At 60.5% G+C, this 15204-nt stretch carries 20 protein-coding genes; 16 read left to right on the forward strand and 4 right to left on the reverse strand.

What is annotated here, in order from left to right; genetic code table 11:
* The first annotated feature begins 38 nt into the window (after positions 1–38).
* Positions 39–1235 (forward strand): fatty acid desaturase, encoded by a 1197-nt coding sequence (locus I5R65_RS23860; protein ID WP_180671253.1) that lies wholly within the window; start codon positions 39–41, stop codon positions 1233–1235.
* 335 nt (positions 1236–1570) lie between these two features.
* On the opposite strand, the gene rpmG is transcribed toward I5R65_RS23860, so the two are convergent.
* From rpmG to radC, 3 genes are all read right to left on the reverse strand, one after another.
* Entirely contained in the window at positions 1571–1738 is a 168-nt protein-coding gene (gene rpmG, locus I5R65_RS23865) for a 50S ribosomal protein L33 (RefSeq protein WP_006463731.1), read from the reverse strand.
* A gap of 24 nt (positions 1739–1762) precedes the next feature.
* A complete protein-coding gene (rpmB, locus tag I5R65_RS23870) occupies positions 1763–1999 on the reverse strand; it encodes a 50S ribosomal protein L28 (RefSeq protein WP_006463730.1) in 237 nt (78 codons plus the stop codon).
* Between the two features lie 205 nt (positions 2000–2204).
* Positions 2205–2879: a DNA repair protein RadC gene (radC, locus tag I5R65_RS23875; protein ID WP_180671274.1), complete on the reverse strand. Its 675-nt coding sequence runs from the start codon at positions 2877–2879 to the stop codon at positions 2205–2207.
* Between the two features lie 206 nt (positions 2880–3085).
* On the opposite strand from radC, the gene I5R65_RS23880 reads away from it, so the two are divergent.
* From I5R65_RS23880 to I5R65_RS23905, 6 genes are all read left to right on the forward strand, one after another.
* Positions 3086–3541, forward strand: coding sequence for a peptidylprolyl isomerase (locus I5R65_RS23880; protein WP_180671254.1), 456 nt, complete (start codon positions 3086–3088; stop codon positions 3539–3541).
* A gap of 59 nt (positions 3542–3600) precedes the next feature.
* Positions 3601–4569 (forward strand): 4-hydroxy-3-methylbut-2-enyl diphosphate reductase, encoded by a 969-nt coding sequence (gene ispH / locus I5R65_RS23885; protein ID WP_180671255.1) that lies wholly within the window; start codon positions 3601–3603, stop codon positions 4567–4569.
* A 612-nt stretch (positions 4570–5181) separates the two neighbouring features.
* Positions 5182–6111: a branched-chain amino acid ABC transporter permease gene (locus I5R65_RS23890; protein ID WP_180668131.1), complete on the forward strand. Its 930-nt coding sequence runs from the start codon at positions 5182–5184 to the stop codon at positions 6109–6111.
* 89 nt (positions 6112–6200) lie between these two features.
* Positions 6201–7415, forward strand: coding sequence for an ABC transporter ATP-binding protein (locus tag I5R65_RS23895; RefSeq protein ID WP_180668130.1), 1215 nt, complete (start codon positions 6201–6203; stop codon positions 7413–7415).
* Between the two features lie 15 nt (positions 7416–7430).
* Positions 7431–8198 (forward strand): ABC transporter ATP-binding protein, encoded by a 768-nt coding sequence (locus tag I5R65_RS23900; protein ID WP_006464705.1) that lies wholly within the window; start codon positions 7431–7433, stop codon positions 8196–8198.
* Between the two features lie 15 nt (positions 8199–8213).
* Positions 8214–8939: an ABC transporter ATP-binding protein gene (locus tag I5R65_RS23905; protein ID WP_180668129.1), complete on the forward strand. Its 726-nt coding sequence runs from the start codon at positions 8214–8216 to the stop codon at positions 8937–8939.
* Between the two features lie 167 nt (positions 8940–9106).
* On the opposite strand, the gene I5R65_RS23910 is transcribed toward I5R65_RS23905, so the two are convergent.
* Positions 9107–9571: a PA2169 family four-helix-bundle protein gene (locus tag I5R65_RS23910; protein WP_180671256.1), complete on the reverse strand. Its 465-nt coding sequence runs from the start codon at positions 9569–9571 to the stop codon at positions 9107–9109.
* 915 nt (positions 9572–10486) lie between these two features.
* Here I5R65_RS23910 and I5R65_RS23915 point away from each other — a divergent pair.
* The 9 genes from I5R65_RS23915 (at position 10487) to I5R65_RS23955 (ending at position 15107) form a co-directional block, all read left to right on the forward strand.
* Entirely contained in the window at positions 10487–10684 is a 198-nt protein-coding gene (locus tag I5R65_RS23915) for a CsbD family protein (RefSeq protein ID WP_180671257.1), read from the forward strand.
* Positions 10685–10723: 39 nt separating this feature from the next.
* Positions 10724–10906, forward strand: coding sequence for a hypothetical protein (locus I5R65_RS23920; RefSeq protein ID WP_180671238.1), 183 nt, complete (start codon positions 10724–10726; stop codon positions 10904–10906).
* A 433-nt stretch (positions 10907–11339) separates the two neighbouring features.
* Complete coding sequence (locus I5R65_RS23925; RefSeq protein WP_180671258.1) at positions 11340–11654, forward strand: YqjD family protein; 315 nt, start codon at positions 11340–11342, stop codon at positions 11652–11654.
* 108 nt (positions 11655–11762) lie between these two features.
* Positions 11763–12329, forward strand: coding sequence for a ferritin-like domain-containing protein (locus I5R65_RS23930; RefSeq protein WP_180671259.1), 567 nt, complete (start codon positions 11763–11765; stop codon positions 12327–12329).
* A gap of 78 nt (positions 12330–12407) precedes the next feature.
* Positions 12408–12620: a CsbD family protein gene (locus I5R65_RS23935; RefSeq protein ID WP_180671260.1), complete on the forward strand. Its 213-nt coding sequence runs from the start codon at positions 12408–12410 to the stop codon at positions 12618–12620.
* Positions 12621–12787: 167 nt separating this feature from the next.
* Complete coding sequence (locus tag I5R65_RS23940) at positions 12788–13165, forward strand: cell envelope biogenesis protein TolA (RefSeq protein ID WP_102664530.1); 378 nt, start codon at positions 12788–12790, stop codon at positions 13163–13165.
* A gap of 93 nt (positions 13166–13258) precedes the next feature.
* Entirely contained in the window at positions 13259–13588 is a 330-nt protein-coding gene (locus I5R65_RS23945; protein WP_180671261.1) for a BON domain-containing protein, read from the forward strand.
* A 319-nt stretch (positions 13589–13907) separates the two neighbouring features.
* Positions 13908–14537 (forward strand): response regulator transcription factor, encoded by a 630-nt coding sequence (locus tag I5R65_RS23950; protein ID WP_006464715.1) that lies wholly within the window; start codon positions 13908–13910, stop codon positions 14535–14537.
* A 75-nt stretch (positions 14538–14612) separates the two neighbouring features.
* Entirely contained in the window at positions 14613–15107 is a 495-nt protein-coding gene (locus tag I5R65_RS23955) for a response regulator (RefSeq protein WP_180671262.1), read from the forward strand.
* Positions 15108–15204: the final 97 nt, after the last annotated feature.

Raw genomic sequence — 15204 nt, forward strand, 5'->3', positions numbered from 1 at the left:
TGTAGACCGATAGTTGTTTTCTATTTGGAGTTGTACTGATGACCCTTGATGCGATCCTCGACTTTGTTGCCAACGGCTTGCTGCATGCATCCGGCTGGCAGATTGTCATTTACACACTGGTGGTGACCCATATCACCATCGTGGGCGTGACTCTCTACCTGCATCGTTGCCAGGCGCACCGTGCACTCGAACTGCACGCGATCCCCAGCCACTTCTTCCGCCTGTGGCTGTGGATGACGACCGGCATGGTGACCAAGGAATGGGCCGCCATCCACCGCAAGCACCACGCCAAGTGCGAGACCGAAGAAGACCCGCACAGCCCGCAGACGCGCGGCATCAAGAAGGTGATGTGGCAGGGCGCCGAGCTGTATCGCGAGGAGTCCAAGAATGCCGAGACCATGGAGAAATTCGGTCACGGTACCCCTGACGACTGGCTGGAACACAACATCTACAGCAAGTATGGCTGGCAGGGCGTAGGTATCACGCTGATCATCGACGTGCTGCTGTTCGGCGCCGTCGGCCTGGCAGTCTGGGCGGTGCAGATGGCCTGGATTCCCTTCTGGGCAGCCGGCGTGGTCAATGGCCTGGGTCACTTCTGGGGCTATCGCAACTACGATTGCAATGATGCAGCCACCAACCTGTTCCCGATCGGCATCATCATCGGCGGCGAGGAAATGCACAACAACCACCATACCTTCGGTACTTCGGCCAAGTTCTCGGCCAAGTGGTATGAGTTCGACATCGGCTGGATGTACATCCGTATCCTGGAAACCTTCGGCCTGGCCAAGGTCAAGAAGGTCGCTCCGGTGCCCAAGTTCGATCGCCAGAAATCGGTGATCGACCTGGATACGCTGCAATCCGTCATTTCCAACCGTTACGATGTGACGGCCAAGTATGCCCGTTCCCTGAAGACCGCCTGGCAGGATGAGCTGGATCACCTGATCGAGAAGGCCAAGCTGGAATCGCGCTTCCTGAAGTCCTCCAAGAAGCTGCTGCAGCGTGAGCCGGCTCGCCTGGAAGATGGCCAGAAGCAGCAATTGTCGGAGCTCTTCGCCCACAGCAAGGCCTTGCAGACCATGCACGAAATGCGCATCGAACTGAGCGCCATCTGGGAGCGCTCGCATTCGACCCGCGAACAGCTGCTGCAGCAATTGCAGGACTGGTGTGCGCGTGCCGAAGCCTCGGGCGTGAAGGCCCTGCGCGACTTTGCCCTGCGCCTGCGCAGCTACGCATGATTTTCCAGCCCGGGTAAGCCGGGATGTGAAGAAAAAACCCCCGCAGAGCGATCTGCGGGGGTTTTTTCTTTGAGGGCGGGTGAGGGAGATGAACATTCTCCCTTGCCGGGTTTGGGGGCTGCAGTGACGGTTGCGCCGCCTACTCTGGCAACGCGGGAGTTTGGGCGCAGCGTCGGATGACGGTTGATCGCGCTAAGCCGGCCTTACGCCCGCTGCCTGGCAGGAAAGGCAGCGCTCCGGAGAAGTAGCAGCGGTTGCCGACGGGCGCCAGGCAATAAAAAACCCGCAGATCGCTCTGCGGGTTTTTTACTGGAATACCCAGATACCGGGATCAATTACTTGATCTTGGTTTCCTTGTATTCAACGTGCTTGCGCGCCTTGGGATCGAACTTCATGATGCTGATCTTTTCGGGCGTAGTACGCTTGTTCTTGGTGGTGGTGTAGAAGTGACCAGTACCTGCGGTCGACTCCAGTTTGATTTTGTCGCGGCCGGATTTCGCCATGATAGATTTCCTTTACTCTGCTAATTAGACTTTTTCGCCACGAGCACGCAGATCGGCCAGGACGGCATCGATGCCGATCTTGTCGATCACACGCAGGCCGGCGTTGGACAAACGCAGCGACACCCAGCGGTTCTCGGATTCGACGAAAATGCGGCGATTCTGCAGGTTGGGCAGGAAACGACGCTTGGTCTTGTTGTTTGCATGGGAAACGTTGTTGCCGACCATCGGCCCCTTCCCGGTGACTTGGCAGACACGTGCCATGTGAGACTCCTTAAAAATTTCCGAATTTGGGAAAAACGTGAGTATAAGGAAAAAACTCAGGTTTTTCAATGACTTGCATAAAACAATTGTGTCTTTGTTTGGATCATCTATTTAACAATTTGCCGCGCCACCACTCCGCCGATCGTGTGCACCGTGCTGGCAGCCTTGCTCCGTGCGGGTTTGCGGCCGACGAGATCGGACTGGCTCACAGCCGGCCATGGTCGGCGAAGGAATACAGACGTGTTTCGGCCACCACGAAATGATCCAGCAGATCCACGCTGATCATCCCCAGTGCCTCGTCCAGCGCCTTGGTGAGTTCCAGATCGGCCGTGCTGGGCTCGGGGTCGCCCGAGGGATGGTTGTGGGCCAATATCACCGATGCGGCATTGTGTCTTAGCGCTGCCTTGACCACTTCACGCGGATAGACGGCCGAGTGATTGAGCGTGCCGCGAAACAATTCCTCGGTACCGATCAGGTGGCCGCGTACATTGAGGAAGAGGGCGACGAAACATTCATGTTCCTTGCCCTTGAACATCAGCTTCAGGTAGTCGCCCACGATGCGGCTGGAGTTCATGACCGATTGTTTCTTCAGCTGTTCGTGGATTACCCGACGCGACAGCTCCAGCGCCGCTCGCAGCTGGCTACATTTGGCCGGACCCAGACCGTGACCCAGGTCGCTGTTCTTGTGGGCGGCATCGAAGAGTTCGTCGAGAGAACCGAAACGCTGCAGCAACCCATGGGACAGGTCCATCACGTTCTTGCCGGGAATGCCCACCCGCAGGAAGATCGCCAGCAGTTCGGCGTCCGACAGGGCCGCCGGCCCATGCTGGATCAAGCGTTCGCGCGGCCGTTGATCCTTGGGCCAGTCTGTCAGGGTCATGCTCATGTCGTCGTGCTCCTGTAAGAAGAGGGAGAAAGAGGGAATCAAGATTGCTGGGAATGAAGATCACAGGGAGTGGATTTGCTCAGGCGCAAGGAAAGGGCAGGGAACTGCATGTGGAACCTTGCCGCCATGAAGCCTCCAGCGACGCGCCGCTCCAACGTGGCTTACAATAGCGGGTTCCTGTGCACCTTCGAATACCTGTCATGTCCAGCCCATCCGTCCCCGTCGTCACCGAAAACGCCTACCTCACGCTGCATTACCGCCTGGCTTCGCTGGACGGGGAAGATATCGTCAGCACCTTCAACGAAAACCCGGCCACGCTGCAGTTCGGCCAGGGCCAGCTGGCGCCCTTTCTGGAAGCCTGCCTGCTGGGCCTGCCCGAGGGCGCGCACCAGACCTTCGAACTGACACCGGCCCAGGCCTTCGGCGAGCGCAGCGATGAGCTGATCCAGCGCATCTCGCGTGCCACGCTGGACGAGAACTCGTCCCTGGACGAGCAGTACCGCATCGGTGACCTGGTGGATTTTGCCGCCCCCGGTGGCGGCCGCTTCGCCGGCATCCTGCGTGCAATGGATGATGATGGCGCAATTTTCGACTTCAATCACCCGCTGGCCGGGCAGACGTTGAAGTTCGAGGTGAAAATCATAGGAATCCTGTAAGCGCCTCGATAATTGGCGATACCGCGCTAGCGATGTTTTGAAGAATCAAGGGAATTACCATGACCATGGCTAACGCCGAATCCGAAATCCTGCTGGCCCAGCCCCGTGGTTTCTGCGCCGGGGTGGACCGCGCCATCGAGATTGTCGAACGTGCCCTGGCGCAGTTCGGCGCCCCCATCTACGTGCGCCATGAGATCGTGCACAACGCCTACGTGGTCAATGACCTGCGCGCCAAGGGTGCGGTGTTCATCGAGGAACTGGCCGACGTGCCGGCCGGCAGCACCGTCATCTTTTCGGCGCACGGCGTGTCCAAGGCGATCCAGGCCGAGGCGGCCGAACGCGGCCTGACCGTGTTCGACGCCACCTGTCCCCTGGTCACCAAGGTACACATGGAAGTGGCCAAGATGCGCCGTGAAGGGCGCGAGATCATCATGATCGGCCATGCCGGCCACCCCGAAGTGGAGGGCACCATGGGCCAGACCGAAGCCGGCATGCATCTGGTGGAAACAGTGGAGGACGTCGCGCGCTTGCAGGTGGCCGACCCGGCACTGCTGGCCTATGTCTCACAGACCACGCTGTCGGTGGACGACACGGCCGAGATCATCGCCGCCCTGCGCGAGCGCTTCCCGGCCATCTCCGAACCCAAGAAGGGCGATATCTGCTACGCCACCACCAACCGCCAGGAAGCCGTGAAGTTCATGGCGCCGCAAGTGGAAGTGGTGATCGTGGTGGGCAGCCCCAACAGCTCCAACTCCAACCGCCTGCGTGAGCTGGCCGAAAAGAAGGGCGTACCGGCCTTCATGGTCGACAACGCCGCCCTGATCGATCCGCAATGGATCAGCGGCCGCCAGCGCATCGGCGTCACCGCCGGCGCCTCGGCGCCGGAAGTGCTGGTGCAGGCGGTGATCGATCGCATCAAGGAAATCGGCGCCCGTAGCGTGCGGGTGCTGGAGGGGATCGAGGAAAACGTCATCTTCCCCCTGCCCAAGGGCCTGGGCGCGCGCGCCGCCGCCGCCGACACCCCCTGAGCATCCGTGACCTGGCGGCGGGACCAGCCGCCACAACCACCCCTTCCCGAAGGCTTGCTGATGCAAGCCTTTTTTATTTGGGATGAGCGTTGCCCGACCTTGTTGCAGATTGCCCTATGGTTCAATGGTCTTACCGCACTTTCTTGTGTAACAGCCGATTGTTTGTGCGCGATTGTTGGCGTCTTCTGCGTATAATTCCGCACCATTATTGACGTGCCGCCCAAAAGGCGGCTCCCGCGCAAGCCCTCTCCAAAGAGGGCGGAGCGCCGCAAACGCGGCGTAACGAGAGACAGGGAGACAACACCATGCAAGTCCACTTGCCTGCCGGCATGCGCCGGTCCATCCGGTCCCGACCTCCCAGTTGCCGCTCCGGTGGTGCTTCCAGGTCCAGCTTCCGCCGCCCCGGCGGCAACAGCGGCTGATCCCCCCACTTCATTTCTCTTGAGTTCGACGACTGTTTCGACGGTGCGCTATCGCCTTTTATATGAAGGGTGATAACGCGATCCCGAATGCCGGGAACGGATTTTGCTAATCGACATGCTTTCGCGCGGTGTCCGCTTTGGTGCAGACCTGCGTGTTCTTATTGTTTCAATTTAGATCGAAGAGTTATTCATGGACATTTTCATCCAGCAGATCATCAACGGATTGGTGCTAGGCAGCATGTACGCACTGATCGCCCTGGGCTACACCATGGTGTACGGGGTGCTGAACCTGATCAACTTTGCCCACGGCGACATCCTGATGGTGGGGGCCATGGTGGGCCTGTCGCTGCTCAAACTGGTGCAACACGTGGCACCGGACCTGCCGGGCATCGTCAAGCTGATCATCGCCATCGTCGGTGCGATACCGGTGTGTATCGTGGTCAGTCTCCTGATCGAACGCATCGCCTACCGCCCGCTGCGCAATGCACCGCGCCTGGCGCCGCTGATCACCGCCATCGGCGTGTCGATCCTGCTGCAGACCTTCGCCATGATGATCTGGGGCCGTAGCCCGCTGCCGTTCCCGCAGGTCATGCCGTCTGACCCGGTGCATATCGCTGGTGCGCTGATCTCGCCGACCCAGATCATGCTGCTGCTGCTGGCCCTGGCCGCCATGATCGGCCTGGTGCTGATCGTGGAAAAGACCAAGATGGGTCGCGCCATGCGCGCCACCGCCGAGAACCCGCGCATCGCCGGGTTGATGGGGGTGGACGCCAACCGCGTCATCATCGTCACCTTCGCCATCGGCGCGGCCTTAGCGGCCATCGCCGGCGTGATGTGGGCGGCCAACTATTCCACCGCGCAGTTCGCCATGGGCTTCGTGCCCGGCCTGAAGGCCTTCTCGGCGGCGGTGCTGGGTGGCATCGGCAACATCTACGGTGCCATGCTGGGCGGCATCCTGCTGGGCCTGATCGAAAGCCTGGGTGCCGGCTACATCGGCGACCTGACCGGCAACTTCCTGGGCAGCAACTACCAGGACATCTTCGCCTTCATCGTGCTGATCATCGTGCTGACCCTGCGCCCCTCCGGGATCATGGGCGAGCGCGTGGCGGATCGGGCTTGAGTGTGCAAGGTGTGCGCACCTTGCACACCTTGAAACGTAAAGACCTAAAAGTTTAAAAAACAGAACTTAGAGAATCGGAAGAGAACACTATGGCTCTCATGACCTTCGACATGAAGCGCAACCCGCAGCAGGCGCGTATCAGCCTGCTGGTGCTGTTGGCGCTGATGATCATCTTCCCCATGATTGCCCAGCATTTCGGCAATTCCTGGGTGCGCATCATGGATATGGCGCTGCTCTACATCATGCTGGCCCTGGGCCTGAACGTGGTGGTGGGCTTCGCCGGCCTGCTGGACCTGGGCTACATCGCCTTCTACGCCATCGGCGCCTATACCACGGGCCTGCTGGCCTCGCCGCAGTTCGCGGCCGTGATCGAGTCCTTCGTCAATACCTATCCCGACGTCGGCAACTTCCTGGTCTGGCTGTATGGTCCGCAGATCGTGCAGAACGGCATCCACCTGTCGCTGTGGCTGATCGTGCCGATCTCGGGCGTGCTGGCGGCCCTCTTCGGCGCGCTGCTGGGTGCGCCCACCCTGAAGCTGCGCGGTGACTACCTGGCCATCGTGACCCTGGGCTTCGGCGAGATCATCCGCATCTTCATGAACAACCTGAACGCCCCGGTCAACATCACCAACGGCCCGCAGGGGATCAACCTGATCGACCCGATCCGCGTCTTTGGCGTGTCGCTGGCCGGCGAACCCGGCTCCGGTTCCATGGTCAAGGTGCTGGGCATGAGCCTGCCCTCAGTCAATGCCTACTACTACCTGTTCCTGGTGCTGTGCATCTTCGTGATCTTCTTCTCGGTGCGCCTGCAGGACTCGCGCCTGGGTCGCGCCTGGGTGGCCATCCGCGAAGACGAGATCGCGGCCAAGGCGATGGGCATCAACACCCGCAACGTCAAGCTGCTGGCCTTTGCCATGGGCGCCTCCTTCGGTGGCGTGGCCGGTGCCATGTTCGGCGCCTTCCAGGGCTTCGTCTCGCCGGAATCCTTCTCCCTGACCGAATCCATCGCCGTGCTGGCCATGGTGGTGCTGGGCGGCATCGGCCACATCCCCGGCGTGGTGCTGGGTGGCGTGATCCTGGCGGCCCTGCCGGAAGTGCTGCGCCACGTGGTGGAACCGCTGCAGATGGCCATTTTCGGCCGTGTCTGGATCGATGCCGAAGTGCTGCGCCAGCTGCTCTACGGCCTGGCCATGGTGATCATCATGCTGACCCGCCCGGCGGGCCTGTGGCCCTCGCCGCGCCATGAAGACCGTCCCGAAGTGGACCATACCAAAGTCGGCACGACCGGCGAAGTCAACGCCTAAGCTGGAGCACAGAACATGACACAGACACTGCTCAAGATCCGCGACGTCAGCAAGCGTTTCGGCGGCCTGCAAGCCCTGAACGGCGTGGGCATCACCATCGAGCGCGGCCAGATCTATGGCCTGATCGGCCCCAACGGCGCCGGCAAGACCACCTTCTTCAACGTCATCACGGGCCTGTATCAACCGGATACCGGCAGCTTCGAGCTGGACGGCAAGCCGTATTCGCCCAGCGCCCCGCACGAAGTGGCCAAGGCCGGCATCGCCCGTACCTTCCAGAACATCCGTCTGTTCGGCGAGATGACCGTGCTGGAAAACGTGATGGTCGGCTGCCACGTGCGCACCAAGCAGAACGTGTTTGGTGCGGTCTTCCGCCACAAGGCGGCCCGTGACGAAGAAGCGGCGATCCGCGCCAAGTCGCAGCAACTGCTGGACTTCGTGGGCATCGGCCAGTTCGCCAAGCGCACCGCACGCCACCTGTCCTACGGCGACCAGCGTCGCCTGGAAATCGCCCGTGCCCTGGCCACCGACCCGCAGCTGCTGGCGCTGGACGAACCGGCGGCCGGCATGAACGCCACCGAGAAACTGGGCCTGCGCGAGCTGCTGGTGAAGATCCAGGCCGACGGCAGGACCATCCTGCTGATCGAACACGATGTGAAGCTGATGATGGGCCTGTGCAACCGCATCACGGTGCTGGATTACGGCAAGCCGATTGCCGAGGGCGTACCGGCCGATGTACAGAAGAACCCGGCGGTGATCGAAGCCTACCTGGGCGCAGGCCATTAAGCGAGACCACAGAACATGACAACGAACATCCTCAAAGTCGAACAATTGAGCGTGGCCTACGGCGGCATCCAGGCCGTCAAGGGCATTGCGCTGGAAGTCAATGAAGGCGAACTGGTAACCCTGATCGGTGCCAACGGCGCCGGCAAGACCACCACCCTGAAGGCCATCACCGGCACGCTGCCCAGCAGCAAGGTAGATGGCCATATCTCCTACCTGGGCAATCCGCTGAAGGGCAAGAAGTCCTTCGAGCTGGTCAAGGACAAGCTGGCGATGGTGCCGGAAGGGCGGGGCGTCTTCACCCGCATGAGCATCCAGGAAAACCTGTTGATGGGTGCCTACACCAGCAATGACAAGGGCCAGATCCAGGCCGACATCGACCGCTGGTTCGAGGTCTTCCCGCGATTGAAGGAGCGCGCGGCGCAGATGGCCGGTACCTTGTCGGGTGGCGAACAGCAGATGCTGGCCATGGCGCGCGCGCTGATGAGCCACCCCAAGCTGCTGTTGCTGGACGAGCCCTCGATGGGCCTGTCGCCGATCATGGTGGAGAAGATCTTTGAAGTGATCCGCAATGTGTCGGCCCAGGGCATCACCATCCTGCTGGTGGAACAGAACGCCAAGCTGGCGCTGGAGGCGGCGCATCGCGGTTACGTGATGGAGTCGGGCCTGATCACCATGGAAGGCGAGGCCAGGCAGATGCTGGATGATCCGCGGGTCAAGGCAGCTTATCTGGGTGAGGGTTGATCATTGGCATTGGCAACGATGCGATAGGTGATTGACTGCGTCCTTCCTGAGATGCAGGCAACGTAGACGAAAAGAAGCGCAGCCTGGCTGCGCTTTTTTTCGTCCATCAGCTCGGCATGCCGATGAGACGGTAGTGAGTAGTGAGTAGTGAGCGGCAGTGTGCGGTATCAGGCCGCCTTGCGCGCCCGCACCTGATTTCGCAGGCTGCGCACCTTGTCGTGATTGGCCAGTACCCCTTGATACTGGCGCTCCACGATCAGGCGGATATCAGTGGGCAAGTCCTCGCTCAATGCCTTGCGGTAGGCGTTGACGGCGGCATCCTCGCCGCGTTCACACTCTTCCAGGATGCTCTCGTCATCGCGACCGGTGATGGCGCTCTTCAGGTTGACCCACTGCCGATGCAGGGTGCCGCCCAGCGTGCTGTGGCTGGCCGGCTCACCACCCAACCGGCGCACCAGGTCCTGCAGGTCCAGCGCCGTTTGCGCGCATTCGGTGGCCCGTACCATGAAGGTGTCCTTGTAGGGGATGTAGCGTTCCTGCGCATCGTCCGCGCAGGCGCGGAAGCCCTTTTCCCCATCGATGGAAATCTGGATCAGGTCGTTGAGCGTGGAAATCAGACGATCGTTGTTCATGTTGCTCTCCTTTCTCGCGTTTTCTTCGCTTATGGCACCGCCGGGCCGCGTCATTGTCGTCACAGCAGTGATTCACGTCAGTGTACGAACAGATAGACTAGGGCCTGTTCACATTTAATCTGCGAGATGCGTTGGCGCCAGAAGGCGTGGTGGCAAGGCGCGCGTCAGGGCTGGTGGTGGTGCCACCAGCCCTGACGTGCAACGCCGCCAGCGCGCCTTCTGGCGCCAACCCTCCGGGAGAGGCCGCCAAGCGTCGCCTGCCGTTGTTGCAGCTCCTTGCCGTAGCACCACTACGGCGCGTCGCCGCGCCTAGGCAGTCAACGCTTGGCGACCTCTCGCACTCGTAGATTAAATGTGAACAGGCCCTAGCACCCGAAGGAAAGCCGGAACGCCGCACAGCCACGCCAGAAAATACTTGCCCATGATGTTCTCCTTCTTATGCGTTGGTTTCAGGTGGAGGGACGTCGGCAAAGGCGATGTAAAGCCCTGTGGCCGACGCTGTTTTTCACTTGCACGATGTCATCCTATGACCTCGCTGCGGTGAATTCCATCGGACTGTGACGCAAGCGCATGTAGGAAAACAGCCGCGGTTTCCTCCTGCCAGCAGCCTCTGCCGAGGAGGCTGCCGATCTTGCGTGCGACGTTCACCCGATTGCCGCAATCCCAATGCCGACAAGCCTTTGCGCTTTGTCCTACAAGACAATCGGCAGCCGTCCTATAGAGCCCGGCAGTAGGGCCTCGCTATCATTTTTCCCATGCTGCACAGGTAAGCCGGCGTAACGGGTAGACCGGGTGCGCAGAGAGAGCCGATACAACGAGAGCAGGTAGAACGGAAAGAACAGAAACGAAACGCAACGCAACTCCGAAGCCGTCTTCGGAAACACCCAGACCACCCTGACCACGAGGAGATGCACCATGAACAAGAAGACCATCACCGGCCAGTTCCAGTTTGCCCTGGGCAAGTTCCAGGAAGGCGTGGGCAGCGCGCTGGGTAATGTGCAGTTGCAACGTGCAGCGCAGCGGCGCCAGATGGACGGCCGCATCATGCATGCCGTCGGCGAGGCGCAGGACCTGATCAAGCGCTCCCTGCGCCAGCGTGCGGGTTCGGTGTAAAGCCTGCGCAGTCCAGTCAACTAGCAGCAGGAGAAAAAGATGAGTGTTTCCAGAAAACTGTTATGGGCTGCCGGTATGGCCGGCGTGGCGGTCGGCGCTACCTTGCGCATGCTGGCCCGTGAGGCCGCGCGCCGTGATCGTCGTCAGCAGAAGCTGGCTTTGCAACGCTGGGAAGACGAGGGCGGCAGCGCCCGCGTCGTGGCCCAGCGTGGTCGCCGCTGAGTCCCATCGTGCGATGCTGCTCGCCCTTTGTCCTACAAGGCAATCGGGCTGGCGCCGATAGCGAGACCGGTGTGCGATCAGTATCTTGATCCTGACTCGCAGAAGAGATTTTCGGAAGTGATGAATGCAGTGCCGAGGCAATGCGAGACGAAGCGAAGAGCTCAAATGCAGCGGCCAATGAAGTAACAAACGAAGCAGCAAACGAAGCAGCAAACGATGGCGCCGGAGATAGCGTCGCGATGACACGAGATCGCCGGGATGACCAAGAACAACGGAGGAGGAGATCATGGACAAGCTCGTGCTCGGATGGCTTCTGGGTGTGCCGGTGCTGATGCTGGTCGTTCTGCAGTATCTGATGTAAGCAATTTTTGAAGGCGCCGACGACGATACCCCGTCCGCCATTCAACCTGAAACGAATACATGGAGGGCAAGTATGCAAGCCAATAAATTCAAGACCGTCCGCAGCGATGTCCAATCGTTGCTGCAGCAAGCCCAGGATATGTTTGCCGAAGCGGCCAACACTACCGGCAAGAAAGCCGATGACCTGCGTGCGACCGCACAGGATCTGCTGGAGCAGGCGTTGAGTACCGCGCAGGATGCCCAGGCGGCTGTGGTGGAGACCGGTCGCCAGATCGTCACCAGCACGGATGACTATGTGCAGTCCAACCCGTGGCGCGCCATTGCCATCGGCACCGGTATCGGCCTGCTGGTCGGTCTGGCCGTGGGTCGCTGCGCTGACCACGACTGATTTCCGCAGGCCGCTGCGATGCCTGCGTGGCATCCCGGCTGCAGCCAGGCGCTCGCAGGGAGTGGATCCCGAAGCGAAGCGTATTAGTCAAGAAAACGGAGAAAAGGAATGACCACCATGACCAAGAATCCCCCGAAGACCGACGTCAAGAAAAAATCCGAATTCCATCTGGACAAGGATGCCATTCGCGCTGCCGCCAAGAAGATCGATGATGGCGCGGTGACGGAAGGCTACCGCGGCAATCGCGAGGAAGTCGTCGCCATGCTCAACGATGCACTGGCGACCGAGCTGCTCTGCGTGATGCGCTACAAGCGTCATTACTACACCGCCAAGGGTCTGGAAATCGAGTCCATCAAGGGCGAGTTCCTGCAGCATGCGCAGGAAGAGCAGAGCCACGCTGATCAGATTGCCGAGCGCATCGTGCAGCTCAATGGCGAGCCGGATTTCAATCCGAAGACCATCGCCGAGCGCAGCCATGCGCAGTATGACGAGTCCTCCGATATCAAGGACATGATCCGCGCCAACCTGGTGGAGGAGCGTGTGGCCATCGAGGCCTACCGCCAGATGATCGAACGCATCGGCGACGACGATCCGACCACCAAGCACATGCTGATCCAGATCATGGCGCAGGAAGAAGAACACGCTGACGACATGAGCGATCTGCTGGGTCTGTAAGCGTAGCGCACAGGCGTATCGAAGCCGGACAGGAGTGCATCCTGCCCGCACCCCAAACACCACAACAAGGAGAGCAACATGAACTGGGACATCGTTGAAGGCAACTGGAAGCAATTCAAGGGCAAGGCCAAGGAACAGTGGGGCAAGCTGACCGACGACGATCTCGACGTCATCGCCGGTAAGCGGGACCAGCTGGCCGGCCGTGTGCAGGAAGCCTACGGCGTGAGCAAGGACGAAGCCGAGAAGCAGGTCCGTGATTTCGAGGAGCGCAACAAGGACTGGCGTCAATAAGCCAGGCCATCCGCGCCTGCCGCCCGATAGAAGTTGGAGTGTGTGAGTGTGAGTGAGCAAGAGAGAGTGAAACCGCAGGACGCAGGCCGGTTCGCCGGCCTGCATAAGAATACGGCCCCAGGCCGCAACCCAGGCTATCAAAGCAAACCATGAGGAAGGACAACACAATGAAAAAAATTATCGCAACCATGATCTTCGGTGCTGCCGCCATCGGCATGCACGGCGCAGCGTTCGCCGCCGATCCGGCTGCTGCGCAATACAAGGCCGACAAGTCGCGTGCTGACGCCGACTACAAGGCCGCCAAGAAGAAATGCGGTCCGTTGAAGGGCAATGACCAGGACGTTTGCGAGAAGGAAGCCAAGGCTGCTCACGAATCGGCCATCGCTGATGCCAAGGCCAAGCGCAAGGGTAGCGAAGCCGACAAGGATGCTCGCAAGGACAAGAACGACGCCAACTATGACGTCGCCAAGGAAAAGTGCGACGCCCTGAGCGGCGACGCCAAGGACAAGTGCGTGGCCAACGCCAAGGCCAAGTACGGCAAGTAATCCCGATTCATTGAACAGGCGATCAGGGGACGGACCATCCGCTCCAGGGTCGCCAGAGCACGCTAATCCCCCCAACATCATAGGAGTTCTATCATGTCGCTGACCAAAATGTCCCTGACCAAGCGTTTCCTCGGTTTCTTCCTGGCCCTGTTCATGGTTTCCCTGGTGGGCTGCGCCTCCAGCCCGGGCAAGGAAGGCACCGGCGAATACGTTGATGATGCCGTCATCACCACCAAGGTGAAGGCCGCGATCTTCAACGAACCGAACCTGAAGTCGGCGGAAGTCAATGTCGAGACCTACAAGGGCGTGGTCCAGCTCTCCGGTTTCGTCTCCAGCTCCACCTCGGCTGCCCGTGCCACCGAACTGGCCCGTGGCGTCAAGGGTGTGGTCTCGGTGCGTAACGACCTGCGTCTGAAGCAATAAGGCAGGGAACTTGTGAGCGCGCGACCGGTCTGTTGACCGGTCCGCGCTTGTCCTGCTTGAGGGCTTGCTGCTTGCAGAGCGTCTCGGAACGATCCGGTGCGTTGCGCAAGAAGACAGGTCAGGTGCAGTCGGGTATAGTTGGAATCCGTTGCTGCCGGGCACGCGCGAAGCCGGCCAGGGAAGGGCGGCGCGGTGGGGAAGCGGGTAAATCCCGGGGACTTGATTACCGCGTAAAACGGCGTAAAACCAGAGTACAACTACAAATCGTACCAAGCAGCGCCCCCGGCGCTGGCGTTTCAATTCACTGCTCAAAATTGCCATGACAAAAATACTTGTAGTCGATGACCACGCGGTCGTACGGGCAGGTGTGCACCATTTCATTTCGGAAATTCCGTCGATGGAGATTGGCGGCGAGGCCAGCACGGCGGAAGAAGCCATCCGGCTGGTGCGCACCCAGGACTGGGACATTGTCCTGCTGGATATCGCAATGCCTGACAAGAGTGGCGTAGAGGTCTTGAAGCAGATCAAGCGGGAAAAGCCGGAGCTGCCGGTGCTGATGCTGTCGATGCACCCCGAGAGCCGGTACGCCGTCCAGGTGCTGCGCAGCGGTGCTTCCGGCTATGTGCAGAAGGAGGCGCTGGCCACCGAACTGGTCAACGCCATCAACACCATCCTGCGCGGTCACAAGTACATCAGCTATGGCGTGGCCGAGTTGCTCACCAGCGAACCGGTGGATTCCGAAAAGCCGCTGCACGAGACGCTTTCGCAGCGGGAATACGAGATTTTCTACAAGCTGGGTCAAGGCCAGGGCGTGACCCAGATCGCCGACGAGCTTTGCCTGTCGGTGAAGACGGTCAGTACCTATCGTTCGCGCGTGCTGCAGAAGATGAGCATGACCAATAACGCGGACATCATTTATTACGCGATCAAGAACAACCTGATCGACTGAGGCCGGGCGACCCGGGCAGTTGGCGCCAGGCAGCGCCAACGGGGTCGCAGGCAAGGAAGAGTGGTACATCGCATCATGGACGACATTCTCAACATCAGGCCCCAGCGCGAGAGCGACGGGACGATCCTGCGACTCTTCCTGGTGGAAGATTCGGAGGACGTGCGGGACCTGATCGTCGAGAGTCTGGCCGAAATTGCCGGCGTACGCCTGGTGGGCTACGCCGAGACCGAAATGGAAGCCTTGCGTCACCTGCAGCAGAACAGCTATGACGTGCTGATCCTGGACATCCAGTTGAAGCAGGGCAACGGCATGAGCCTGCTGCAGTCGCTGGCGCGCTCCAATACCCGCCGCCAGAGCGAGGTGAAGGTGGTCTTCAGCAATCACGTCAGCCCGACCTATCGGCGCGTGGGCGTGCAATGCGGCGTGCAGCACTTCTTCGACAAGTCGTCCGAACTGCCGCTGCTGTGCGACCTGTTGCAGGAACTCGCCGCGCAGAAGGGGGGCAAGTCCGGGCGCACCTCGTCGAACAATAATTCGCCGCAGGGGCCGGCCCAGGCGGGCGGGGTTTGAGCAGGACTTTTGCTGCATAATTTGTGCCGCCAATGATCGCGGCGCCAAGGCTGTTCGGCGCGACCGCGGTCAACCAGACAACGAGAACCGATCATGG

Source organism: Herbaspirillum sp. AP02, assembly GCF_015767275.1.
Classification (GTDB): domain Bacteria; phylum Pseudomonadota; class Gammaproteobacteria; order Burkholderiales; family Burkholderiaceae_D; genus Herbaspirillum.

What these genes read in the sequence shown, in the direction of transcription:
- I5R65_RS23860 (WP_180671253.1), top strand. Translation starts at nt 39, where the DNA reads ATGACCCTTGATGCGATCCTCGACTTTGTTGCCAACGGCTTGCTGCAT.
- rpmG (WP_006463731.1), bottom strand. Translation starts at nt 1,738, where the DNA reads ATGGCGAAATCCGGCCGCGACAAAATCAAACTGGAGTCGACCGCAGGT.
- rpmB (WP_006463730.1), bottom strand. Translation starts at nt 1,999, where the DNA reads ATGGCACGTGTCTGCCAAGTCACCGGGAAGGGGCCGATGGTCGGCAAC.
- radC (WP_180671274.1), bottom strand. Translation starts at nt 2,879, where the DNA reads ATGACCCTGACAGACTGGCCCAAGGATCAACGGCCGCGCGAACGCTTG.
- I5R65_RS23880 (WP_180671254.1), top strand. Translation starts at nt 3,086, where the DNA reads ATGTCCAGCCCATCCGTCCCCGTCGTCACCGAAAACGCCTACCTCACG.
- ispH (WP_180671255.1), top strand. Translation starts at nt 3,601, where the DNA reads ATGACCATGGCTAACGCCGAATCCGAAATCCTGCTGGCCCAGCCCCGT.
- I5R65_RS23890 (WP_180668131.1), top strand. Translation starts at nt 5,182, where the DNA reads ATGGACATTTTCATCCAGCAGATCATCAACGGATTGGTGCTAGGCAGC.
- I5R65_RS23895 (WP_180668130.1), top strand. Translation starts at nt 6,201, where the DNA reads ATGGCTCTCATGACCTTCGACATGAAGCGCAACCCGCAGCAGGCGCGT.
- I5R65_RS23900 (WP_006464705.1), top strand. Translation starts at nt 7,431, where the DNA reads ATGACACAGACACTGCTCAAGATCCGCGACGTCAGCAAGCGTTTCGGC.
- I5R65_RS23905 (WP_180668129.1), top strand. Translation starts at nt 8,214, where the DNA reads ATGACAACGAACATCCTCAAAGTCGAACAATTGAGCGTGGCCTACGGC.
- I5R65_RS23910 (WP_180671256.1), bottom strand. Translation starts at nt 9,571, where the DNA reads ATGAACAACGATCGTCTGATTTCCACGCTCAACGACCTGATCCAGATT.
- I5R65_RS23915 (WP_180671257.1), top strand. Translation starts at nt 10,487, where the DNA reads ATGAACAAGAAGACCATCACCGGCCAGTTCCAGTTTGCCCTGGGCAAG.
- I5R65_RS23920 (WP_180671238.1), top strand. Translation starts at nt 10,724, where the DNA reads ATGAGTGTTTCCAGAAAACTGTTATGGGCTGCCGGTATGGCCGGCGTG.
- I5R65_RS23925 (WP_180671258.1), top strand. Translation starts at nt 11,340, where the DNA reads ATGCAAGCCAATAAATTCAAGACCGTCCGCAGCGATGTCCAATCGTTG.
- I5R65_RS23930 (WP_180671259.1), top strand. Translation starts at nt 11,763, where the DNA reads ATGACCACCATGACCAAGAATCCCCCGAAGACCGACGTCAAGAAAAAA.
- I5R65_RS23935 (WP_180671260.1), top strand. Translation starts at nt 12,408, where the DNA reads ATGAACTGGGACATCGTTGAAGGCAACTGGAAGCAATTCAAGGGCAAG.
- I5R65_RS23940 (WP_102664530.1), top strand. Translation starts at nt 12,788, where the DNA reads ATGAAAAAAATTATCGCAACCATGATCTTCGGTGCTGCCGCCATCGGC.
- I5R65_RS23945 (WP_180671261.1), top strand. Translation starts at nt 13,259, where the DNA reads ATGTCGCTGACCAAAATGTCCCTGACCAAGCGTTTCCTCGGTTTCTTC.
- I5R65_RS23950 (WP_006464715.1), top strand. Translation starts at nt 13,908, where the DNA reads ATGACAAAAATACTTGTAGTCGATGACCACGCGGTCGTACGGGCAGGT.
- I5R65_RS23955 (WP_180671262.1), top strand. Translation starts at nt 14,613, where the DNA reads ATGGACGACATTCTCAACATCAGGCCCCAGCGCGAGAGCGACGGGACG.